Source organism: Micromonospora sp. NPDC049201 (genome assembly GCF_055586805.1).
This window is the reverse complement of record NZ_JBVJHM010000003.1, coordinates 327,933-348,365: the sequence shown is the minus strand read 5'-3', so window position 1 is coordinate 348,365 and position 20,433 is coordinate 327,933. Positions and strand designations below refer to the sequence as shown.

20 protein-coding genes and 1 tRNA gene are annotated in these 20,433 nt (G+C 72.4%); 10 read left to right on the top strand and 11 right to left on the bottom strand.

Annotation, left to right across the window (positions count from 1 at the left end):
- Positions 1-40: 40 nt before the first annotated feature.
- Entirely contained in the window at positions 41-1,630 is a 1,590-nt protein-coding gene (locus ACZ6O5_RS08720) for a cellulose binding domain-containing protein (RefSeq protein ID WP_465975542.1), read from the bottom strand.
- A gap of 35 nt (positions 1,631-1,665) precedes the next feature.
- On the bottom strand, positions 1,666-2,799 hold the full coding sequence (locus tag ACZ6O5_RS08715; protein ID WP_465975540.1) for a polysaccharide deacetylase family protein: 1,134 nt from the start codon (positions 2,797-2,799) through the stop codon (positions 1,666-1,668).
- Between the two features lie 158 nt (positions 2,800-2,957).
- On the opposite strand from ACZ6O5_RS08715, the gene ACZ6O5_RS08710 reads away from it, so the two are divergent.
- Entirely contained in the window at positions 2,958-3,686 is a 729-nt protein-coding gene (locus ACZ6O5_RS08710; protein ID WP_465975538.1) for a flavodoxin family protein, read from the top strand.
- On the opposite strand, the gene ACZ6O5_RS08705 is transcribed toward ACZ6O5_RS08710, so the two are convergent.
- Genes ACZ6O5_RS08705 through ACZ6O5_RS08680 form a run of 6 tightly spaced genes read right to left on the bottom strand, consistent with a single transcriptional unit; the run spans position 3,629 to position 8,752 of the window.
- Positions 3,629-4,162 (bottom strand): hypothetical protein, encoded by a 534-nt coding sequence (locus ACZ6O5_RS08705; RefSeq protein WP_465975536.1) that lies wholly within the window; start codon positions 4,160-4,162, stop codon positions 3,629-3,631. The genes ACZ6O5_RS08710 and ACZ6O5_RS08705 overlap by 58 nt on opposite strands.
- Positions 4,159-4,539 (bottom strand): carboxymuconolactone decarboxylase family protein, encoded by a 381-nt coding sequence (locus ACZ6O5_RS08700; protein WP_465975534.1) that lies wholly within the window; start codon positions 4,537-4,539, stop codon positions 4,159-4,161. Before ACZ6O5_RS08700 ends, ACZ6O5_RS08705 begins: the two co-directional genes overlap by 4 nt.
- A 2-nt stretch (positions 4,540-4,541) precedes the next feature.
- The gene (locus tag ACZ6O5_RS08695) at positions 4,542-5,753 is read right to left on the bottom strand and encodes an MFS transporter (protein WP_465975532.1); all 1,212 of its coding nucleotides are present in this window, start codon (positions 5,751-5,753) and stop codon (positions 4,542-4,544) included.
- 7 nt (positions 5,754-5,760) lie between these two features.
- Complete coding sequence (locus tag ACZ6O5_RS08690; RefSeq protein WP_465975530.1) at positions 5,761-6,273, bottom strand: aromatic-ring-hydroxylating dioxygenase subunit beta; 513 nt, start codon at positions 6,271-6,273, stop codon at positions 5,761-5,763.
- On the bottom strand, positions 6,270-7,589 hold the full coding sequence (locus ACZ6O5_RS08685) for an aromatic ring-hydroxylating oxygenase subunit alpha (protein ID WP_465975528.1): 1,320 nt from the start codon (positions 7,587-7,589) through the stop codon (positions 6,270-6,272). Before ACZ6O5_RS08685 ends, ACZ6O5_RS08690 begins: the two co-directional genes overlap by 4 nt.
- Positions 7,586-8,752, bottom strand: coding sequence for a glycosyltransferase (locus ACZ6O5_RS08680; RefSeq protein WP_465975526.1), 1,167 nt, complete (start codon positions 8,750-8,752; stop codon positions 7,586-7,588). The genes ACZ6O5_RS08685 and ACZ6O5_RS08680 overlap by 4 nt, the downstream gene beginning before the upstream one ends.
- Here ACZ6O5_RS08680 and ACZ6O5_RS08675 point away from each other — a divergent pair.
- The 4 genes from ACZ6O5_RS08675 (at position 8,714) to ACZ6O5_RS08660 (ending at position 12,856) form a co-directional block, all read left to right on the top strand.
- Positions 8,714-9,082, top strand: coding sequence for a hypothetical protein (locus tag ACZ6O5_RS08675; RefSeq protein WP_465975524.1), 369 nt, complete (start codon positions 8,714-8,716; stop codon positions 9,080-9,082). The two genes, ACZ6O5_RS08680 and ACZ6O5_RS08675, sit on opposite strands and share 39 nt — an antisense overlap.
- Positions 9,083-9,193: 111 nt before the next feature.
- Positions 9,194-12,274: a VWD domain-containing protein gene (locus ACZ6O5_RS08670; protein ID WP_465975522.1), complete on the top strand. Its 3,081-nt coding sequence runs from the start codon at positions 9,194-9,196 to the stop codon at positions 12,272-12,274.
- Between the two features lie 61 nt (positions 12,275-12,335).
- A tRNA-Lys gene (locus ACZ6O5_RS08665) sits at positions 12,336-12,411 on the top strand.
- 76 nt (positions 12,412-12,487) lie between these two features.
- A complete protein-coding gene (locus ACZ6O5_RS08660) occupies positions 12,488-12,856 on the top strand; it encodes a DUF4326 domain-containing protein (protein WP_465975520.1) in 369 nt (122 codons plus the stop codon).
- On the opposite strand, the gene ACZ6O5_RS08655 is transcribed toward ACZ6O5_RS08660, so the two are convergent.
- Positions 12,846-13,736 carry a hypothetical protein gene (locus tag ACZ6O5_RS08655; protein WP_465975907.1) on the bottom strand — a complete coding sequence of 297 codons (891 nt, stop codon included), beginning with the start codon at positions 13,734-13,736 and terminating at the stop codon, positions 12,846-12,848. The two genes, ACZ6O5_RS08660 and ACZ6O5_RS08655, sit on opposite strands and share 11 nt — an antisense overlap.
- 150 nt (positions 13,737-13,886) lie before the next feature.
- Between ACZ6O5_RS08655 and ACZ6O5_RS08650 the strand changes: the two genes are divergently transcribed.
- Positions 13,887-14,384 carry a DinB family protein gene (locus ACZ6O5_RS08650; protein ID WP_465975518.1) on the top strand — a complete coding sequence of 166 codons (498 nt, stop codon included), beginning with the start codon at positions 13,887-13,889 and terminating at the stop codon, positions 14,382-14,384.
- 30 nt (positions 14,385-14,414) lie between these two features.
- Here ACZ6O5_RS08650 and ACZ6O5_RS08645 read toward each other — a convergent pair whose 3' ends face one another.
- Positions 14,415-15,155, bottom strand: a complete 741-nt coding sequence (locus ACZ6O5_RS08645; protein ID WP_465975516.1) for an SDR family oxidoreductase — start codon at positions 15,153-15,155, stop codon at positions 14,415-14,417.
- A 57-nt stretch (positions 15,156-15,212) separates the two neighbouring features.
- On the opposite strand from ACZ6O5_RS08645, the gene ACZ6O5_RS08640 reads away from it, so the two are divergent.
- The gene (locus ACZ6O5_RS08640; protein WP_465975514.1) at positions 15,213-15,782 is read left to right on the top strand and encodes a TetR/AcrR family transcriptional regulator; all 570 of its coding nucleotides are present in this window, start codon (positions 15,213-15,215) and stop codon (positions 15,780-15,782) included.
- 72 nt (positions 15,783-15,854) lie between these two features.
- Here ACZ6O5_RS08640 and ACZ6O5_RS08635 read toward each other — a convergent pair whose 3' ends face one another.
- Entirely contained in the window at positions 15,855-16,961 is a 1,107-nt protein-coding gene (locus tag ACZ6O5_RS08635; protein WP_465975512.1) for an FAD-dependent oxidoreductase, read from the bottom strand.
- Between the two features lie 30 nt (positions 16,962-16,991).
- Here ACZ6O5_RS08635 and ACZ6O5_RS08630 point away from each other — a divergent pair, with 30 nt between their 5' ends.
- The 3 genes from ACZ6O5_RS08630 (at position 16,992) to ACZ6O5_RS08620 (ending at position 20,427) form a co-directional block, all read left to right on the top strand.
- A complete protein-coding gene (locus tag ACZ6O5_RS08630) occupies positions 16,992-17,711 on the top strand; it encodes a TetR/AcrR family transcriptional regulator C-terminal domain-containing protein (RefSeq protein WP_465975510.1) in 720 nt (239 codons plus the stop codon).
- 84 nt (positions 17,712-17,795) lie between these two features.
- A complete protein-coding gene (locus tag ACZ6O5_RS08625; RefSeq protein ID WP_465975508.1) occupies positions 17,796-19,397 on the top strand; it encodes a DUF885 domain-containing protein in 1,602 nt (533 codons plus the stop codon).
- 127 nt (positions 19,398-19,524) lie between these two features.
- Positions 19,525-20,427, top strand: coding sequence for a ParA family protein (locus ACZ6O5_RS08620; protein WP_357301429.1), 903 nt, complete (start codon positions 19,525-19,527; stop codon positions 20,425-20,427).
- Positions 20,428-20,433 lie beyond the last annotated feature (6 nt).

Genomic DNA, 20,433 nt, shown 5'->3' with positions numbered 1-20,433 from the left:
CGAGGTGGGCCCGGCACACCGGGCCCACCTCGACGTCGGGCTACCAGCTCAGTGGCAGGGTGCCGATGAACCGGGTGAGCGCCCCGGCGATCAACTGGTCGTCGCGCCGCGACGGGTGCCAGTCGCAGCCCAACTTGTCCAGGCCGAGCGCGTTGTCGTCGTAGTAGAGCGAGCGGACCCGGGTGTCGCCCGCGTCCGTCCGGGTCCGGACGACCTGCTGCACGGAGCTGGCGAGCGGCGTGCCGGACAGGTCCGGGTAGGTGAGCACGATGAACGTGTCGGGGCCGTAGCGGGCCCGCAGCTTGTCGAGGAAGCCCAGGTACGCGGTCCGGAAGTCCGCGGCGAGCTGGTCGGGGGTGCTCCACCGCTCACCGGCGTGCAGGGCGGTGGAAAAGTCGTTGATGCCCAGGCCGACCACGACCAGTTGTGGTTGCCAGGTGGCCGGCTTCTGCCACACGGTGCTGTTCCAGAGCGCCTGGAGGTCGGTCTCGTAGTAGGTGCGGAAGTTGTCGGTGCCCCCGCCGTTGTAGTTGCGCACCATGCCCAGGCCGGACCAGGCGATGAGCTGGAAGTCGGCGTCCAGGCTCTGTGCGGTGAGGGCGCCGAACGTGACGTCGGCGTTGGAGTTGCGGGTGACCCCGCCGTTGGCGGAACAGTCCCGGGTCGTCGACATGTTGCCGTAGCCGGCGGTCCACGAGTCGCCGATGAACTCGATCTGCCGGCTGCGGGCGGCGGGCCTGGCGAGGACCACGCCACCGGGTGCGGCGACGAGACCACCGAACTCGCCGGCCGCCCACGGGCTCTCGGTGCGTTTGACGAGCCGTACGGTGTGGACGGCGTCGGCGAGGTTCCGGACCCAGTAGGTGGTCTGCCCGGGGGTGACCAGGGTGGCGACGGTCGTGCCGTCGATCTCGACGGCGTAGTCGTTCTGGCTGTCGTTGAGCACGATCCCGACGCCGGTGCCCCGGAACCGCCCTTCGAAGTAGGTACCGGGCCAGGTGTACTGGACGCTGCTCCCGACCGCCCGGACCCGCCCGACCGTGTTCGTCTGCGCGGCCGACGGCGGCGGCGGGCTGGTGGGCGGCGGGGTAGGCGTGGCGGTGGGTGGCCAGTTGGTCGGTGGCGGGCCGGTGGTCGGTGGCGGGGTGGTCGGTGGCGGGGTGGTCGGCGGCGGGCTGGTGGTCGGTGGCGGGGTGGTGGGGGTCGGGCTTCCGGTGCACGGCACGCCGTTGAGCGCGAAGTCGGTCGGCGCCGGGTTCGACGAGTTGTTCCACGAGCCGCTGAAGCCGAACTGCGCGCCGGCGCCGGTGCCGAGGTTGCCGTTCCAGCCGGTGTTGGTCACGGTGACCCGGCCGCCGGACTGGGCCACCGTGCCGTTCCACAGTTGCCCGACCACCTGCCCGGCGGTGAACGACCAGGTCAACCGCCAGGTGGTGAGCGGATCGCCGAGGTTGGTGAGGTCGACGTTCGCGCCGAAGCCGCCCGGCCACTGGCTGGTGACGGTGTAGGCGACCCGGCAGCCGGCGGCGGCCTGCGCGGAGACGGTGGTGGTGAGTGCGGCGGTGACGGCGGCGGTGACGGCGGTGGACACCGCCACCGCCGACCGGAGCCGGGTACGGGTGGGTGACATCTGGGTTCCTCCGGGGCGACGGGATGACGGGAGCGCTACGCGCCGGAGCAGGTGATTCCGCTCGGGGCGGGGGAACTGCTGCCGTTGGCGAGGAAGCCGAAGCTCGTCGACCCGCCGGCGTTCAGGGACCCGTTGTAGGCGGCGTTGCGCACGCTGACCGGGCCGCTGGCACCGGTGGCCACGCCGTTCCACACGTTGCTGATGCTCTGGCCACCGGCCAGGGTCATCCGCACCGTCCAGCCGCTGATGGCCGCCGTGCTGCTCACCGTCACCTCGCCCTGGAAGCCGCCGGTCCAACTGCTCACCAGGCGGTAGGTGGCGGTGCAGACACCCGAGGGGTCCGGCGGCGGCGTGGTCGGTGGCGCGGTGGTGGGCGGCGGCGTGGTGGGCGGCGCGGTGGTGGGCGGCGGCGTGCTCGGCGGCGGGGTGCTGGGCGGCGGGGTGGCGCCGTCCGGGGCGACCGCTCGGCCGGTGGCCGGCGAGATCATGCCGGCGCACAGGCCGCGGTTGGCGAGATCGCTGACGATCCGCGGAATCGCCGCGATCGTGTTCGCCGGCCAGTCGTGCATCAGGATGGACCCGCCGGCCTGGAGCCGGCTGGCGTTCTGCACGATCTGGTCGGTGCTGGCGTTGTTCCAGTCCTGGGAGTCCACGTCCGCGTTGATCTCGGTCAGCCCGAACTGGGCCTCGACCGCCCGCAGCGTCGCGTTGGACTCCAGGTAGGGCGGCCGGAACAGCTTCGGGGCCGTGCCGGTGGCCTGCTGGATCGCCTGCTGCGTCTGGGAGATCTCCGAGGCCATCTGCGCCTGGCTGAGTTGGGTCATGTGCGGGTGCGTCCAGCTGTGGTTCCCGATCCACATGCCGGCGTCCCGCTGCGCCCGGACCAGCGCCGGGTTGCTCTGCGCGTTCTGGCCGACGTTGAAGAACGTCGCCCGTACGCCGGCCGCCCTGAGCGTGTTGATCAGTGTGGTGGTGTTGCCCGGGGTGGGCCCGTCGTCGAAGGTCAGGGCCACGTAGCCGGTGCAGGCGGCGGCCATCGAGGGCGCGGCGGTGACGGCCAGGCCGGACGTCACGGCGGTCAGCAGCGCGGCGGTGGCCGCCGCCAGCAGCGTCGGGCGACGCGAGGATCGGGTGGGGGCAGCCGTCGGTCCGGCCGGGAAGGGTGTCATCGGTGGTTTCTCCCGCTGGCGTTCGAGGTGCTGCTCGGCGCCGTCACGGCTCGCTCCGCCCGGGAGACGGGCCGCGACGTGGCTCAGTGGCCCGCTGGCAGCGACGTCGGGTGGGTGCCCACGGTTCGCCGGTGTCGGCGCACCGCGAGGTTCGGCCTGTGGCCAGCCCGGCTCCGGTGGAGATTATCCCGCTATGCTTCGACGGTCGTCAATTCCTGGAGGCCCTCCGAATGAAGATCGTTGCGTTGTCCTGCACCCAGAAGCGCCTGCCGTCGGTGACCGACGCGCTGCTGGAGGCAGCGATCAGCGGCGTCGTCCGGGAGGTCGACGGCGCGGAGATCCAGCGGATCCGGTTGATCGACCATTCCATCGCCATGTGCGAGGGCGAGGACACCTGTCTCGATCCCGACGTGGGTCGGTGCCCGATCGACGACGACTTCGCGCACGTCGTCGAGCTGGCCGAGGGCGCGCAGGCGATGCTGCTCGCCATGCCGGTGTACGCGGGGAACGTCCCCGCCGTGCTGAAGATCTTTCAGGAGCGCCTGAAGAGCTTCATGAACGCCCGGCAGCGACCGTTCGGCAACCTGCTGGTCGGGACCATCGTGCATTCGCGCACCATGCTGACCGAACCGGCGCTGGGCGCGTTGTTCCCGTGGTACCTGCGGCTGCGGAACAGGAATGTGGCGTCGGCCTGCTTCACCCGTAACGATCATGAGGACCTGACCCGCACCGCGGCGTTCGACATGTGTGTGGCAGTGGGCCGGCAACTCGGCATGACGCTCGCCGGCAGCGGGTCGCCGGCCGACGAGCGCACGCTGCTGCCGGTGGTTCAGCCGCCGGCTCGTCCGCGCTGCGGCGACCCGTCCGTCTCCTCGCCCGGGACGTGAGACTCCGCGCGCCAGGTGCACCCGTCGCCGGCCCGCACGCACGACACCCTGACGTCCGGTTCCAGGTAGCGGGCGGCGATGGTCTCGTGGAGGGGCTGGCAGTACGTGCACGGTGAGGAGAGCGTCAGCACGACGCCGGCGCGGGCGGCCTTTCTGCGGTAACGCAGGATCCCGCAGTCGGTGTTGCGCAGGACGGTGCCCGAGGGCTGACGCTCGCTGGTCACCGCCGAGTCGTACAGCAGCAACTGACGTTGCAGCCGGGTCATGAAGTGGTCGGTGGCGGACATCCCGGCGGGCCGTTGCGCCCGGAGCAGCGCCGCGGTGATGCGGGAGTTCGCCCGGATCCACGCGGTCAGGCCCGCCTCGCCGTGCTCGCCCAGGACGAACTCCTCGGCGGCGGCCTGGGCCTCGAAGAACCGCTGGCGCCACAGGTCGACCTTCTCGTCCGGGTCGAGGGGGGACGGCTGACCGGTCACGCGGTCCTCCCGGCGGCGTCGTCCAGTTCGGCGAAGACCTCCTGGGCCACGCGCAGCCCGTTGTTGGCGACCGGCCAGCCACCGTAGTAGGCGAGCTGGATGATGACTTCGACGATCTTCTCCCGCGACATCCCGAGGTGCAGGGCGGCACCGATGTGGCCGCGCAGCTCCCAGTCGGTCCGGGCCAGCGCGACAGCGGTCAGCGCGACCAGTTCGCGCTCCTCGACGCTCAGGTGCGGGCGTGTCCAGATCTCCCCGAACAGGTGGTCGACCGTGATCCGCAGGAACTCCGGGTAGGAGCCCGGGCGCGGCTCACGTCCGAAGACCTGCTGGAACATGGCCTCACCCCGCTCGTGGCGGTCAACCGGCTGATCCATCGTCAACTCCTTCGGGTCGGACGAACGGTGGTCAACGTGCCCGACGCCACGAAGGCGACGGCCAGCAGCGCGGCGCCGCTGGCGAAGGCGGCCGGAACGTTCACCCGCTCGGCGACGAGCCCCACGACGACCGGTCCGGCCACGGCGCCGATGTCGGTGCACATCGAGAAGCCGGCGACGCCGCTGCCGGCCCGGCCGGCCACGACGTCACCGACCAGCGCGGCCGGCGCGGCGTTGAGCAGCGCCGATCCCGCGGCGTACACGCAGAGCAGCGCGACGAGCCAGGCGTACCGGTCGACGAACGCCAGGGCGGTGACGGAGGCCGCCGCCACGCCGGTGCCGGTGATCATGGCGGCCCGGCGGCCGGCCCGATCGACCATCCGGCCGGCCGGCATGATCAGCAGCGCCTGGACGGCGGCGGACAGGGTGAACGCCCACCCCACCCATGACACGTCGTGTCGCCACGCCACCACGACCAGCGTGGGGACCAGGGCGCTGCGCAGTCCGAACAGGACCCAGCCCTGCGCCAGCGCGGCGAGGCAGGCCACCACGTAGCGTCGGTCCCGCAGCAGCGCCGGTAGTCCGATCACCGGACGGCCGGGCTCCGCGCCGGCGGTCCGGTCGGTGCGTAGCAGCGCCGGCGTCAGCACCGCGGCGGCCAGCAACATCGTGGCGTACGCCAGGAACGGCGTGGCGAGGGTGACCAGCGCGAGGAGCCCGCCCAGGGCCGGTCCGCAGACTCCGCCGAGCAGGAAACCCGCCTCGAACACGGCGCTGGCCCGCCCCCGCCGGTCGGCCGGCGCGACCGCCAGGAGCATCGCCAGCGCGGACACCGAGAACAGCACCGAGCCGACGCCGCCGAGGCCCCGGAACACGAGCAGTTGCCCGTAGGACCTGGCGAAGGCCGTCAGCGCCGAGGAGACCGCACAGAGCAGCAGGCCGGCGACGAGGACCCGCCGCTCCCCGAAACGCACCCCCAACCGTCCGCAGAACGGGCTGGCGACCAGCCGCATCAACGCGAACAGGGCGACGAGCGCGCCGATCCGGGTCGGCCCGGCCCCGAACGTCGCCGCGTACACCGGGAGCACCGGGAGCACCAGCCCCAGGCCCAACATGACGCATCCGCCGACGACGCTGAGGACGTAGACCTCGCGCGGGAGACCCGGTCGGACGGCGGCGACCGGTGGGACGCTGCCCGGAACGGCCGTCTTCACTGCCCGGTCACAGGATGATGCTGAGCTTTCCGTGCTCGACCAGCGTCTCGTGGTCCAGCACCACGACCCGGCGCCGGGCCCGGAACGACCCGCCCTCGGCGACCAGCTCGAACCGGTACTTCCCGACGTAGGCGTCGGAGCGCCCGTGCCCGAACCGGTGTACGACGACATTCGCCGCCACGTCGAGGTGGGTGCCCCGGTCGGCCAGGATCTCCACGTTGCCGACCAGCCGGTTCGTCCGCGATCGTGGGTTCTCGCACCACACCTCGCCGGTGAGGAGCTGGTCGATGCGCTGGCGCAGGCGGGCCGCGTCGTCGTCGATGAGCCCGAGCACGTTGGCCCCCTCGTCGCGGACGTCGGTGGCCGGCACCCGGTAGCGGATGTCGTCGGTCAGCATCTCGTCGTACCACTCGCGCAGGCGCCACTCGTCGAGCAGTCGCGCCTCCCGGAAGAGGAACTGGTTCACCCGGTGCCACAACCGCACCTGGGCCGATTCGTCGACGGTCAGCTCGATGGTCATCGCGGTTCCGCCCCCTGCCGCTCCGCCGGCCGAGCGATCTCGTGGTGATCGTCGTCGCCGTGCATCAGCCGATCCCACTGCCGCCAGAACTCGCGGGCGGGAAGCTCGTCCGTCGTCTCCGGTACGGCCCTGTTCATGCCGCGGGACAGGTCCGAGTAGCGGACCGACCGGTTGAGGTAACCCCGCTGGCAGGATTCGATGATCTCGATGTCGTCGGGGGTGGCGAAGCCGGCGGGACCGAGGAACGTCAGGTAGTGGCTCTTGCGGAGTTCCCGGATGTCCGGATCCTCGTCCTTCGGGGCCAGCGCGACCGAGGTGATGGCCATCCGGTCGGGGGCGATCGGGTCGATCTTGCGGATCGTGATCGCGATCGCGTCGATGATCATCAGGTTGGGAAAGATCAGCAACGCGCGGTTGGTGCCGGTGATCCGCTCGGCGCGTTCGGCACCGAACCGGTCGACGAACCGGGCGGCCGTCGCCTCGATCCGCGGCCGGACCTCCGGGCTGAACATCGGCGTCCAGTACGCGAGCGGGCGGGCCGCCGCCGGTGGCAGCTCGTTGGCGCCGTGTCCCAGCCCGAGGGCGCAGCCGAAGCCGCCTCGCCGTCGTGGTGGCACCGACCCCAGCGACTCCATGTAGCCGACGTAACGCTTGTGCAGGGCCCGGAAGTGGTAGATGTCGACGCTGTTCTCCATCATGAGCTTCCAGTTGGCCCGCGCGCCGTGGAGCTGCGCGCCCTGGATCACCTCCATCCCGACCTCGGACTGGTCGTCGATCAGGTCGAGGTACTCCGTCGCGCCCGCCAGGTACTCGGTCAGCGTGCGCCGCTGTCGCGGGTCGAAGGTGACGAACACGAATCCGCGGTAGGCGTCACCACGGTGCTGCGTGAGGCCGTGGTCCGCCTTCCGGAAGCCCGGTCCGTACCCGTCCGGGATCGGGACCCCGACCAGGTCGCCCCGGTTGGAGAACGTCCAGTCGTGGTAGGGGCACCGGAACGACCTGGCCCGCCCGGCCGGCTCCGCGCAGATCAGCGCCCCGCGGTGCGGGCAGCTGTTCGCGAACACCCGGATCACCCCGTCGGATCCGCGCGCCATGACCACCGGCCGCCCGCCGACGTCACGTGCCACGTAGGAGCCCGGTCCGGGCACCTCCGACTCGTGTCCGACGTACAGCCAGCAGCGGTCGAAGATCCTGGTCATCTCCCGGGCGGCCAGCTCACCGTCGGTGTACGCGCGGCGATCCACCAGGAAGGAGTCGCGCTCCCGGTCGTCGATCACGATCGGGTCGCCCGCCGGTCGCCGCGACTCGGTCGTCACCGCTTCTCCTCGCGCGGTGGCGTCCCGGCCGTGTCGAGGACCAGCTCCGCCGTCCGCGCGGCGGAGTCGCCGCACTCCGGCTGTGCGGCGCGCAGCCGGGCCCGGTAGTCCCGGGTGGGGTCGAGCAGGTCGGCGACGGCGTCGGTGACCGCCCGCGCGGTGACGTCGGCCGGCGCCAACGCGGTCCCGAAGCCCGCACTGCCCACGAAGTGCGCCTGCACCGGCTGATCCACCGCCAGCGGGATCACCAGCATCGGTGTCGCCGCGCGGATCGACTCGGCCACGGAGTTGTACCCGCCGTGGGTGACGAACACGTCGGCGCGTTCGAGCACCTCACGTTGCGGCAGGTACGGGGCGGTGAGCACGTCGTCGGGCAACGCGAGGTCCTCGGCGAGGTCGCCGACCGCGGCGATCACCTGGGCGCCGGTGGCCGCCGCGCCGGTGATGACCGTGCGCAGCAGGTCGGGTCGCCGGTAGAAGATCGTGCCGAAGGAGACGTACACCACCGGACGGCCCGGCTCGATCCGGTCGAGGCCGGCGAAGGCCACCTCGTCGCCGCGGGCTCCGGCGGCGCCCGGCAGCCCGATCAGCCGTACGCCGTCGTCGGTCACGCCGTCGTTCCCGACGAGCGCGGGAATCGTCGGCATCAGATTGAGAATCGGCGATCGCGCCGAATGGGTCCGGGTCGACCACCGCACCCCGTGTCGGGTCAGATAGTCGCCGACCTGTTCGTCGTAGGCCCAGCGCCCCCGTCGGTGTTCGCGTGGGCAGACGCCACCCAGGTTGGCCCAGATCATCCCGTACGGAATGCCGGAGGCCTCGGTGCCGACCATGGCCGACGCGGTGACCGGCAGCGAGTCGACGAGCACGAAGTCCGGTGCCGTCGCGCGCAGCGCGTCGGTCGTCTGGTCCGCCACCGGGGACGCCTGGAGCATCGCGCCGATCTTCGCCGGATCGTCGCTCCACGGTGCCATCTCGACCTTCCCGACCAGGTGGACCGGCGTGGTGCCGAGGGCCTGGCGGCGCTTGTCGTCGAGCATGCCTCCGTCCGCTGACAACAGCAGCAGCGTGACGTCGCTGCCGGCGGCGCGGAGCGCGTTGACCACCGGAACGTACGGGTTCAGATGACCGTGCTGCGTCGTGGTCAGGAGGGCGACGCGCATCAGATCTCCGATCCGTCGGGAAAGCGGTATCAACTCGTCCTCAAGCACGCGGAAAAGGTGCGTCAGCGAAAGGAAAAGCTGAAATGCGGCCCGCTTTCCGGCGTTCCGCAAAGCCTGCCGGGGCAAGGGATCGATGTCAATGCCTGCTGTCTGTCACCCGTCGTCGGTCAACGGCGTACAAACATCGTCGGGGCTTCGGATAATTGGCACTTGAGTGTTTCGGACGAGTCTGAGCGGTTGGACGCATTTGGTCGACAAAAGGCAATGCCGGGCGCTCTCGCCGATGCCTTTGGCGACCCCGCCCCCTCGCCGACCCGGAGGGCAATCTGATCGGCCTCGCCGCCCTGCCGTGACGCGTCCGCCTGGCGCCCGTCCGCCGCTGGGCGACCGGTCCCCGACAGAGCACGGGCATCGTGGCGTCGCGCCCCTACAGTCCCCTCCATGAAGTGGACGGTGCGTTTCACGACCGGGCTCGCCGTACTGGTGACGGCCCTGGTGGCCGGGGCGGTGAGCGCCGCCGCGGCGCCCGCCGACGGCGGCCTCGGCCTGGCCCTGCGCCCACCGGCGGCGGACTACCGCGCCGGCGGCCAGGTCCGCCTGGATCTCACCGTCACGAACACCACCGCAGCGGCGTGCGCGCTGCCCACCCAGGCCGCCGGCACCGTCCAGGTGACCGGGGTACGCCGGGACGGGCGCGACCTCACGCCGGTGCTCGCCCGCAGCTTCCACGACGACGGGATCGCCGCCGCCGCCACCGCCGGCCTGACCACGGTCGAGCCGGGCGCGACCGCGACCGTGACGCTTACCGGCGTCCGGGTGCACGACGGCGACGCGCCTGGCGACGTGGTGCTCCGGTCGGTGGCCGCCACTGCGGACGGCGGCGGCCTGGACTCGCTCTGGCCGGTCGGCGCAGCCGGCCGGTACGAGGTCACGGCCGGCTACGTGACGCTGCCGGTCACCGGTGCGGCGAACCCCTGCCCGGGCGCGACGGAACTGCGGACCACCACGTTCACGATCGGCGACGGCGGCGCGCCCGTCCGCCGCTGGCTCTGGCCGGCCGCCGGGGCATTGCTGCTGGTGCTCCTCGTCGCCGCGCTGGTGGTCCTGCTGTGGGTACGCCGTCACCGTCGGCCGGCCGCCGCCGGCGTGGCACTGCTGCTCGTCGCGGTCGGCGCGCTGGTCGGCGGCGGGTCGCGGCCCGCCCGGGCCGACTACTCGGTCGACCCGACCGCCGGCGTGCCGGTCAGCGGCGTCGACTTCCAGGCCGCGGTCGACGGCTGCCTGGCCGGGTTCGCGCTGCCCGGCGGGGATCCGGCCGGCCTGCTGCCCCGGTTGAAGGACAAGAAGAGCCCCAAGGTGCGGATCATCCCCACCCCGGGCGGCTCGGGCGCGTTCGAGACGCCGGAGAGCGCCGACGGCAAGGGCTCGTCCACGGTCACCTGGAATCCGGCGTCCACCGACCCGTACGAAGACGGGGTGGCCCGGAACCCCTGCGCCGCGCTCTACCACGAGCTGAACCACGCCGACGACATCTCCCGCGACGCGGTCCCGGCGGGCCAGTGCGGGAGCACCGGGATCCCCACCGCGGAGGTGAAGGCGACGCTCGCGGAGAACCGCTACCGGGCGGCGAAGGGCCTGCCGCCGCGCACCCAGTACAAGGGAAACCCGCTGCCGAAGAGCATCGACGAGTGCAAGAAGCCGGCGAAGAAGACGCCCCCGCCGAAGGGCCCAGTGAAGCTCTGCGAGGACGGGGCCGACTGCGGCGGCAGCAACGGCGACCCCCATCTGGTCACCTTCGACCGGGTCTACTACGACTTCCAGGCCGTCGGCGAGTTCACGCTGGTCGCCGCCGTCGGCGGTGACCCGCTGGAGGTGCAGGTCCGGCAGGCGCCGATGGCCGGCACCCGCACCGCCTCGGTCAACTCCGCGGTCGCGTTCCGGGTCGGCGCCCACCGGCTGGCGCTCACCCTCACCGACGGCACCACCCGGGTCCACGTCGACGGCGCGCCGCTCGCCGCGCCGCCGGAGCGGACCGACCTGGCCGGCGGCGGCAGCCTCACCCGCCGTCCCTCCGACACCGGACCGACCGACGGGTACGACGTCACGTGGCCTGACGGCTCCGCCGCCGCGGTCGACCAGATCGGCCGGTACGGCTACCGCGTGCTGGTCCGGCTCGCCGACGGTCGGGCCGGAAAGGTGCGTGGACTGCTCGGCGACTTCGACGGCGACCCCGCCGACGACATCGCGCCCGCCTCCGGCCCCGCGCTCACCCAGCCGGCGCCGTTCGCGAAGCTCTACCCGGCGTACGCGGACAGTTGGCGGATCACCGCGGACCGGTCGCTGTTTTCCTACGGCGACGGGGAGGACACCGGCACGTTCACCGACCGGAGCTTCCCCGAGCGGCAGGTGACCGCCGGTGACCTCGACCCGGCCCGCCGCGCCGCCGCCGAACAGGTCTGCCGGTGGGCCGGCGTCACCGCCCCCGGCCCGCTCGCCGAGTGCGTCTTCGACGTCGCGGTCAGCGGGCGCCCCGAGTTCGCCGTCGCCGTCGCCACCACCGAACGCGTCGCCCCGCCGGCCGCCGCGCCGATCACCGCCGTACCGGTGGCCACCGCCAGCCTGACGCCGGGCGGTGAGCCGCTGACGTTCGCCGGCCGGGCCGGGGACGCCGTCTTCGTCGACGCCACCGCCCCCGGCATCGACGACCGCTGCTCGCCGTACCTGCTCGTCGATCCTGGTGGGCGGGAGATCGCGAGCGGCTGCAACATCAACGGCGCTGGTTACGTCGACCGCGTCGACCTCCCCACCACCGGCACGTACGCGATCCGGGTCGCCGCCGTCCCCGGCGACGCCGGCCGTGCCGCCGTCCGGGTCTACCTGGCCCGGGACAGCGGCGGCACGCTTCAACCGAACGGCCCGGCCGTGATCGCGACCGTCGAACAGCCGGGCGCCCGGGCGCAGTACCGGTTCACCGGCCGCAAGGGGGAGCGGGTCTTCGTCGAGGTGCCCGAGAGCACGCTGCCCGACCAGTGCTCCCCACTGGAGCTGCGGGACCCGGCGGGGCAACTGCTGCGCAGCGGCTGCGTCGTCAACGGCGTCGGCGAGGTCGACGGCACGCTCCTGCCCGCCGGCGGGACGTACACGGTGCTTGTCGACCCGGTCGAGCGCGGCACCGGCACGGCCACGCTGCGCCTGGTCACCGGCCGGGACCGGGATGCGACGATCATGGTCGGCGGGCCGCCGGTCGTCGCCGGGATCGACCGGCCCGGGGCGGTCACCGGCTACCGGTTCACCGCCGCAGCCGGCACGTCGGTGACGGTCACCGCGACCGCCGCGACGCTGCCCGACCAGTGCGGCACGCTGGTGCTGAGCGCCCCGGACGGCAGCACGCTCGCCACCGGGTGCGTGATCAACGGGGCCGGCGGGATCGACTCGACCACGCTGCCGGCGGCCGGGGAGTACACGCTGTCGGTGGATCCGTCGGGGGCCGCGACCGGGGAGGTCACGCTGGCGGTGCGATGAGGTGGCCCTGCCGTCGAGGGCCGGCGGGCAGGCTGCTAACGTTCCGTCCCGTTGCCGGCGAGCGCCGCTAGCTCAACTGGCAGAGCAGCGGACTCTTAATCCGCGGGTTCGGGGTTCGAGTCCCTGGCGGCGCACCAACGATCAAGGCCCTGACCGGGTGTTTCACACTGGGTCGGGGCCTTTTCGTGTACGTGGTTGGCGGGCGGTCGCTCGGTGGGTGCTCGGGAGCCATTGGACCGGGCCGGCATCCACGCGGGGCCGGTCATCGCCGATTACGCTGGCGGCGTGGGGGGACAGCCTCGGGTTCGTGTGCAGGGGGATCTCTATCACCCGGTGGTGCCGCCGGGTGCCGTGTACGTGGGGCGGCAGGGGTTCGGGTTGCGGCGTTCTCCCTGGGCCAATCCGTTCAGCCTGCGGAAGCATGATCGGGCGGAGGCGTTACGCCTCTATCGGCAGTGGCTTGTGGGGCAGCCGGCCCTTGTTGACCGGGCGCGTCGGGAACTCACGGGGAAGCAGTTGGCGTGCTGGTGTCGGGTCGAGGATGCGTGCCACGCCGACGTGCTGGCCGACGTCATTGGTTGACGTGCAGCCGGTGCCGGGCGGTGGGCCGTCTCGGTGCGTAGACGCCGCCGATGCTGAAGGACTGCGGTCGCGCCGCCTGGTTGCCTACGTAGAAGGCGACATCGCGGTCGGCGGCGCAGAGCTGGGTGAGGAACTTGTTCTTCAGCTGCTCCTCGGCCTCCGGGTCGGTGAGCTGGCCGAGGCGACGTTGTAGGGCGACGAACTCCCAGTCCCAGAGTGTCTGCTGGTGACCGCGGCACTGACGGTCCGCGCAGCGGTAGCGGTAGGTGCCGGTGAAGCGTGGTGCTTGAATCGGGCTGCGTTTGGCCGGTTCCAGTAGGTCGAGCTGGTTGAGGTAGCCGGCGATCTTCCTGCGATCCTCCGCCGACCATCCGGGGTGTCGCTTGACCCGCAGAGCCGAGATGTCGGCCACGCGAATCAGCGCGATCGATCGTGCGCTCGGGTCGTCGCGGGCCTGTCTGTTGAGCCGGCACATGGAGTCTTCGACGAGTGGGTCGAGGAGGTTTCGACGCGACTGCCGACTGGCGAGGTGCCGCTCGGTGGTGATGGTGTCCACGATCGGTTTCCAGCTCTCGCGTCGCTGGTCCTGCCTGGCTGGCAGCGCGTCGACGTGGATGATGTCGTACTTGTGGAACGTGCCGTCGTCGTCGAGGCACCGATAGTGGACCGGGTAGAGGCGAATCCAGCCCGTCCAGGGCGGGTCCATGCCCAGTGCCCCGACGCAGACCGTCTCCCCGTACCGCGCGGAGGGGTTGGGTGCCGCCTTCACTGTGATCAAGAGGCGCAGCTTTGCCGGTCGTGCCAGGACCGGCTTCGGTCTCGGATCTTCGTCGGTGCTCGGTCCCCACAACGGGAGCTGTTCCAATGGAACCACCCACATCGCTAAAAGCAGCCGTATGGACACATTTAGTTACATAGACAGTCTCACATCCAAGTGGAGCGAGCGCCAGCCCGAGCCAGCTCTCGACGACGTCGTACCCGTCGAGGTTTCGTCGGCTGTTCACTGGTGACGGCCTGGAATGCTTCGGCCATGCCTTCCTTCCCACCCACCTTCGCCGACCGGGTCGTCGCGTTGCCGGCCGGCGCCCAGTTCGAGGCGTTCCTCGACGAGCACCGCGACGCGCTCAACGGCTGCCTGGACGGGCTGACCGAGGAGCAGGCCCGCCGGTCGCTCGTGGCTTCCCGGACCACGTTGCTGGGTCTGGTGAAGCACGTGACCTTCGTGGAAAAGGTCTGGTTCGACGAGGCCGTCACCGGCCGGTCGCGCGCCGAGATCGGCATCCCGGAGCGGTCGGAGGAGTCGTTCGTCCTCGACGACGGCGACACGATCGCCACGGTGCGGCAGGCGCACCGCGACGCCTGTGCGGCGTCCCGCCGTACCACGTCGTCCCTCGGTCTGGACGACGTCCTGCGTGGACATCGCCGGGGCCCGCTGCCGCTGCGCTGGGTGTACCTGCACGTGCTGCGTGAGCTCGCCCAGCACTGTGGGCACGCGGACATCCTCCGTGAGCAGCTCCTCGACGGCTGACCTCCCGCGCGGGTCCGGTCGTGCCGCGGCTCAGCCCTGACGGGTGGGCCGGATGGTCAGGTCGCCGATCTCGACGTCGTCGGGCTGGTCGATGGCGAAGGCGATCGCCCGGGCCACCGCCGCCGGGTCGATACCGAGGTCGGCCATGTGCCGCCGGGCCTGCTCGCGCGTAGCCGGGTCGTCCACCGCGTTGTCGATCAGCTCGGTACGGACGTAGCCGGGGGAGATCGACGTGGTGCGCAGCGTGCCGTCGGTACTCTCCTGGCGCAGCGCTTCCAGGAGGGTGCGGACCGCGTTCTTCGTGCCGGCGTAGACCGCCTGGGTGGGGACGATCTTGAGCCCCGAGGTCGACACGACGGTGACCAGGTGCCCGCTGCCCTGGCGGCGGAACGTCGGCAGGGCAGCGGCGATCCCGTGCAGGATGCCCTTGACGTTCACCTCGATCATGGCCGACCAGCCGGCCACGTCGAGGTCGGCCAGTGGGCCGATCCGGGTCATCCCGGCGTTGCCGACCAGGACGTCCAGCCGCCCGTACCGCTGCACGGCGGTGTCGACGAGCGACGTGACGTCGTCGGCGTCGGTGACGTCGACGCGTACGGCGGTCGCGGTACCACCGGCGGTGGTGATCTCGTCGACGAGCTGGTCCAGCCGGTCGGTGCGGCGGGCGCCCAGCACGACGGTCGCGCCGAGCGACGCGAGGTGGCGAGCCGTCGCCGCCCCGATACCGCTGCTGGCGCCGGTGATGGCGACGACCTTGCCCTGGATGGCCATGATGCCTCCCCCTAGACTGGACACATGTCCGGTTACCCCGACCAGCCTAGCGGACACGTGTCCGCTTCCGCCACCGGTCAGCCGTCGCGGCGGGCCGACGCGCAGCTCAACCGCGAACGGATCCTCGCGGCGGCCCGCGAACTGGTGCGCCAACCGGGCGAGCTGAAGCTCAACGCGGTCGCCAAGGCGTGCGGCATCGGGCAGGGGACGTTGTACCGGCACTTCCCGACCCGGGAGGACCTGTTGGCCGAGGTCTACCGCCAGGAGGTCGACGAGCTGGTCGCCGCCGCCCCGCGACTGCTGGCCCGACACCAGCCGGTGGACGCGCTCGCGGCCTGGTTCGACCGGGTGGCCGCGTACGCCCGGGTCAAGCGCGACGTGTTCGCCGCCGTGGAGGCGGCCACCTGGCGCGGCCTGGCCGCGCACAGCCTGGGCCCGATCGGCGAGGCGGTCGAGCTGCTGCTCGCCGCCGGCCGCGCGGCGGGCGCCGTCCGTCCCGACGCGGACGCCCGCGACGTCATCGTGCTCATCAGCTGGCTGTCGCGTCTGGACGACGCCGAACTCGACGCCCGCGGGTCCCGGCTGCTCGCCATCCTGGTCGACGGGCTCCGGGCGGGCCCGGCCTGAGCCGGCGCCCCGCCGGGTTTCCGTCCGGCGACCGCACGGTGCGGGCCGGACGGGACCGGACGGGTCGGCGCGTCAGGCCGGCTGCGGCGTGAAGAAGCGGACGAGGTCCTCGGCGGCGGTGGGCGACAGCATCATCGCGTGCACCCGGGCGGACATCTCGGCGATCGGCTGGATCCTGCGGAACATCGCCTCCTCGTAGGCCCGGATCGCCGCGTCCGGGTCGGCGGGGGAGTCGACGAGCGCGGCGGCGAGTTCCGCCGCGTCGAGCATGGCCTGGTTGGCACCCTCGCCGACCGGCGGCATGAGGTGGGCGGCGTCCCCGACGAGGGTGACGCCGGGCCGGTGCGTCCAGCGGGTGCCGGCGGGCATGGCCTGGATCCGGCGGAGGATCGGCGGGCCGTCGCCGGCTTCGACGAGTGCGGTCAGGCGAGGGCTCCAGCCGTCGAAGAGGGCCAGCAGGTCGTGCTTGGTACGGCAGGTGTCCGGGTGCCGGTCGTCCGCGGGCAGGGAGATCCCGACCCGGATGCTGCCGTCGCCGAGGCGTTGCGCGGACAGGATCTGGCGTACCCCGACGCCCCAGAGGTTGCCGGGGCCGACCAGCTCGGCGATCTCCGGGTGGCGCCGGTCCGCGTCGTCGATGCGGAGCTCCACCGCGGTGGACACGGCGGTGAGGGGAGCGTCGGTGAGCAGCGACCGGACGACCGAGCGGGCGCCGTCCGCGCCCACGAGGAGATCACAGTCGTCGCGGTGGCCGCCGTCGAACGTCAGCCGGAAACCGCCGTCGGGCCGTGGGCCCGCCGCGACGAGCCGGTGCCGCCACCTGACCGTGCCGGCGGGCAGCGAGTCGAGCAGCAGGTCCCGCAGTGCGGCGCGGTCGATCTCGGGGCGACCGTCGAACGAGCCGGGCTGCGGCACGTGGTGCAGGAGGGTCCGGCCGGCCGGGTCGAGGATGCGGTGTTCCTCGCCCTCCGGTCGCGCCTCGGACCGGAACCGGCCGGTGAGGCCCGCCTCGTCCAGGGCCCGCTGGCCGGACTCGGGGTGCAGGTCCAGCATCCCGCCCGGGGAACGCGTCGTGCGGTCGGCCTCGCGCTCGTGGACCACCGCGTCGATGCCGTGCCGGTGCAGGATCCGGGCCAGCGTCAGGCCGCCCAGGCCCCCGCCGGCGATCGCGATTCGCATCGCCACCTCCTTTAACGTACGATGTATTGCATGGATACACCGTACGGTAGCGTACCGTTGCCGGTCTGGGAACGCCCCGAGCCGCAGCCGCGGGCGGCGCCCGTGCCGTTGAGCCGGGCGAAGATCGCCGCCGCCGCGATCCGGCTCGCCGACGCCGACGGCCTCGACGGGGTGTCGATCCGCAAGCTCGCCAAGGCGCTCGACGTCGGCCCGATGCGGCTCTACGACTACGTGCTCAACCGGTCCGAGCTGCTCGACCTGATGGTCGACGCGGTGTACGCCGAGATCGCCGAGGCCGACCGGCACGACGGGTGGCGCGACACGGTGCTGGCCGTCATGCGGCGGACCCGCGAGGCCGCGCTCGCGCACGAGTGGTTCGTCGACCTGCTCGGCGCGCGTCCCCACCTGGGCCCGCACGCGCTCGCCGTCGGCGAGGCGACCGCGGCGGCGCTCAGCCGGGCCCCCGCCGTACGCGGGATCGACGATCTGCAACGGGCCCTGGGCGCGCTCAACGCGTTCGTCGTCGGGGCGCTCCGCCGGGAGATCACCGAGCGACGCACCGCCCGGTCGACGGGCACCGACGTGGCCGCCTGGCAGACCGCCCTCGGGCCCTACCTGTCCCGCATGCTCGACACCGGTCGTTATCCGACAGTCGCCCGGCTCGTCGTCGAGGGCGCCCACCTCGACGCGGCGGAAACGTTCCACCACAACCTGGTCACCGTGCTGGACGGCATCACCGGCCGTCCGTGACGGCGCCGGTCGGGTCCGTGGCGACCGGTCACGTGAGCCGCTCCGGGACGCTCCGGAGTCGACGGTCGGCGTAGCATCGCCTTCATGATCGAGGACTTCGCCGGTCGGTTGGTGCGCGACCTGGCCCGCCTCGACCCGTGCGCGGCGGTGGTCGAGGTCGGCGACCAGGAGGTCGACGGGCTCACCGACTACAGTCCCGAGGGTCACCAGGCGCGCGCCGACCTCGCCGCCTCCGCACTGCGCGAGCTGGCGGCGTGGCCCGCGCAGGGCCCGTGGCACGCCCACCTCACCGAACGGCTGCGTACCCGGATCACCTTCCACGAGGCCGGGGAGGACCTGCGCGAGCTGCACGCGGCGGCCACCGGCCCGCTCTCGCTCATCCGCCAGGCCGTCGAGGCCGGGGTCCCCGGCCGGGACGTCGAGGGTGCGACCTACGAGGATGGCTGGGCGCGGGTGGGCGCGCGCCAGGCCGCGATCCCCGCCACCCTGAAGGGCTACGCCCGCAGCCTCCTGCTCGCCGCCGAGCGCGGCCACCTGCCCACCCGACGCCAGGTGGAGCTGGTGACACGGCGCTGTCATGCCTGGGCGGACGAAGACACCGCCCTGGTGGAGCGGTACGGCGACGGGGCCCAACGGGCGACGTTGCAAGCGACGGCGCGGGGCGCGCGGGACGCGTACCGAGAACTCGCCGCCACGCTTGCCGCGGGTCTGGCGTCGCGGGCGCGCGACGACGAGGCGTTCGGGCCGGAGCGGTACGCCCTCTGGGTGCGGACCTTCCTCGCCGGCGAGCCGGATCCGCGCGAACTGCACGACTGGGGTTGGGACGAGTTCACCGCGACAGAGGCGGAGCTGGTCGCCGAGGCGAAGGCCCTGGGCGGGAGGGTGCCCGAGGTGATCGAGCGGCTCGACCGCCCCGACGGGCCGGGCGTCCGGCACGGCCGGGCCGCGTTCGGCGCGTGGTTGCAGGAGCTGCTGGAGTCCACCATCGGGCACCTGGACGGCGTGCACTTCGACATTCCCGCGCCGCTGCGGCGGATCGAGTCCCGGATAACCAGCTCGGCCGGCACCTCCTACACCGGGCCGTCGCGCGACCTGACGCGGCCCGGCCGGGTCTGGTGGTTCCTTCCCGAGGGCCGGGAGAGCTTTCCCACCTGGATCGCCTACAGCACCGCGTACCACGAGGGTGTTCCCGGCCATCACCTCCAGCTCGGCCGCGAGGCGTGTCAGGGTGGGCTCGGGCAGCGGTTGAACCTGCTCGGCGGGCTATCCGGCTGCCGGGAGGGGTGGGCGCTGTACGCCGAGCGGTTCATGGACGAGATCGGTTTCCACCAGCAGCCGGGTGCCCGTCTGGGGTACCTGCTCATGCAACTGTTGCGGGCCGCCCGGGTCGTGCTCGACACCGGCCTGCACCTGCGGCTGCCGATCCCGTCCGGTGGCGGCGAGCCGTGGACGCCGGGGGCCGCCCTGCGACTGCTGCGGGACCGCTGCCACCAGGGTCCGTACGCGTCGGCGGAACTCGCGCGCTATCTGGGCCGGCCGGGACAGGCGCTCACCTACAAGGTGGGGGAGCGGGTGTGGTTGGCCGGCCGCACGTCCTTCCGCGGTGACCGGCGGGCCTTCCACCGGCGGGCGCTGGCGGTCGGCTCGCGAGGGCTGGACCAGTTGGCCGGGGCGCTGGCCACATGACTGGGCCGACCGTGCTGTCCTTTCCGCCCGTCACCGCCGCATGGGTGGGCGGGATCGAGGCGGCGGGCGTCCGCCGGGTGCGGCACCGGACCCGCTCCTGCGATCATCATGCGATGCGGGGAGCGGCATGAGCATCACGTCGGTGATCAACTACAAGGGCGGGGTCGGCAAGACCACCATCACCGCGAACCTCGGCGCCGAGCTGGCCGCCCGTGGCCGCCGGGTCCTGCTGATCGACCTCGACCCGCAGGCCAGCCTCACCTTCTCGTTCTATCCGGCGGACGAGTGGGAGAAGGACCTCGCGTACGAGAAGACGATCCTCCAGTGGTTCGGCTCGGTGCTGGCCGAGGAGCCCACCGGCCCGCTGCACCCGTACGTGATCACGCCGGAACCGGCCAACGCGCTGCTGCCCGACGAGGGCCGTCTCGACCTCGTCGCCTCCCACCTGGGCCTGGTCGACGTCGACCTGGACCTCGCCGCGGCGCTCGGCGGGTCGCGCTTCCAGCACGGCAGCCCGCACTTCCTGCCGCTGCACCGGGCGCTGGCCGACGCGCTCGCCGCCGAGGAGTTCGCCGGGTACGACGACATCCTCATCGACTGCGCGCCGAACTTCACCATGGTCACCCGGACCGGCATCGTGGCCAGCGAGCACATCCTCACCCCGGCCCGGCCCGACTACCTGTCCACGCTCGGCATCGACTACCTGCGCAGCAAGGTCTCCGAGCTGGTCCGGGACTTCAACCGGGTCGCCGCGCCCGGACCGACCATCGACCCGCAGTACCTGGGCGTGGTGTTCACTATGATCCAGTACGCCGCGGGCGGGCCGATCAACGCGTCCCGCAACTACATGCGGCACACCGACAGCCTGGAGGTCCCGGTGTTCCGGCAGACCGTCCGGGAGAACAAGACCCTGTTCGGCACCGCCGGTGAACGGCGGCTGCCCGCCGTGCTGGTGCCGAACGCCAACGAGACGGTGCAGCACGAGCTGCGGCAGTTGGCCAGCGAGTTCCTGGCCCGCACCCGCCTGTGAGAAGGA

Bases quoted from the DNA above. Each gene is read 5' to 3' on its own strand.
- ACZ6O5_RS08720 (WP_465975542.1), bottom strand. From the start codon at position 1,630: ATGTCACCCACCCGTACCCGGCTCCGGTCGGCGGTGGCGGTGTCCACC.
- ACZ6O5_RS08715 (WP_465975540.1), bottom strand. From the start codon at position 2,799: ATGACACCCTTCCCGGCCGGACCGACGGCTGCCCCCACCCGATCCTCG.
- ACZ6O5_RS08700 (WP_465975534.1), bottom strand. From the start codon at position 4,539: ATGGATCAGCCGGTTGACCGCCACGAGCGGGGTGAGGCCATGTTCCAG.
- ACZ6O5_RS08690 (WP_465975530.1), bottom strand. From the start codon at position 6,273: ATGACCATCGAGCTGACCGTCGACGAATCGGCCCAGGTGCGGTTGTGG.
- ACZ6O5_RS08675 (WP_465975524.1), top strand. From the start codon at position 8,714: ATGACCGTGCTGCGTCGTGGTCAGGAGGGCGACGCGCATCAGATCTCC.
- ACZ6O5_RS08680 (WP_465975526.1), bottom strand. From the start codon at position 8,752: ATGCGCGTCGCCCTCCTGACCACGACGCAGCACGGTCATCTGAACCCG.
- ACZ6O5_RS08670 (WP_465975522.1), top strand. From the start codon at position 9,194: ATGAAGTGGACGGTGCGTTTCACGACCGGGCTCGCCGTACTGGTGACG.
- ACZ6O5_RS08655 (WP_465975907.1), bottom strand. From the start codon at position 13,736: ATGTGGGTGGTTCCATTGGAACAGCTCCCGTTGTGGGGACCGAGCACC.
- ACZ6O5_RS08650 (WP_465975518.1), top strand. From the start codon at position 13,887: ATGCCTTCCTTCCCACCCACCTTCGCCGACCGGGTCGTCGCGTTGCCG.
- ACZ6O5_RS08645 (WP_465975516.1), bottom strand. From the start codon at position 15,155: ATGGCCATCCAGGGCAAGGTCGTCGCCATCACCGGCGCCAGCAGCGGT.
- ACZ6O5_RS08635 (WP_465975512.1), bottom strand. From the start codon at position 16,961: ATGCGAATCGCGATCGCCGGCGGGGGCCTGGGCGGCCTGACGCTGGCC.
- ACZ6O5_RS08630 (WP_465975510.1), top strand. From the start codon at position 16,992: ATGGATACACCGTACGGTAGCGTACCGTTGCCGGTCTGGGAACGCCCC.
- ACZ6O5_RS08625 (WP_465975508.1), top strand. From the start codon at position 17,796: ATGATCGAGGACTTCGCCGGTCGGTTGGTGCGCGACCTGGCCCGCCTC.
- ACZ6O5_RS08620 (WP_357301429.1), top strand. From the start codon at position 19,525: ATGAGCATCACGTCGGTGATCAACTACAAGGGCGGGGTCGGCAAGACC.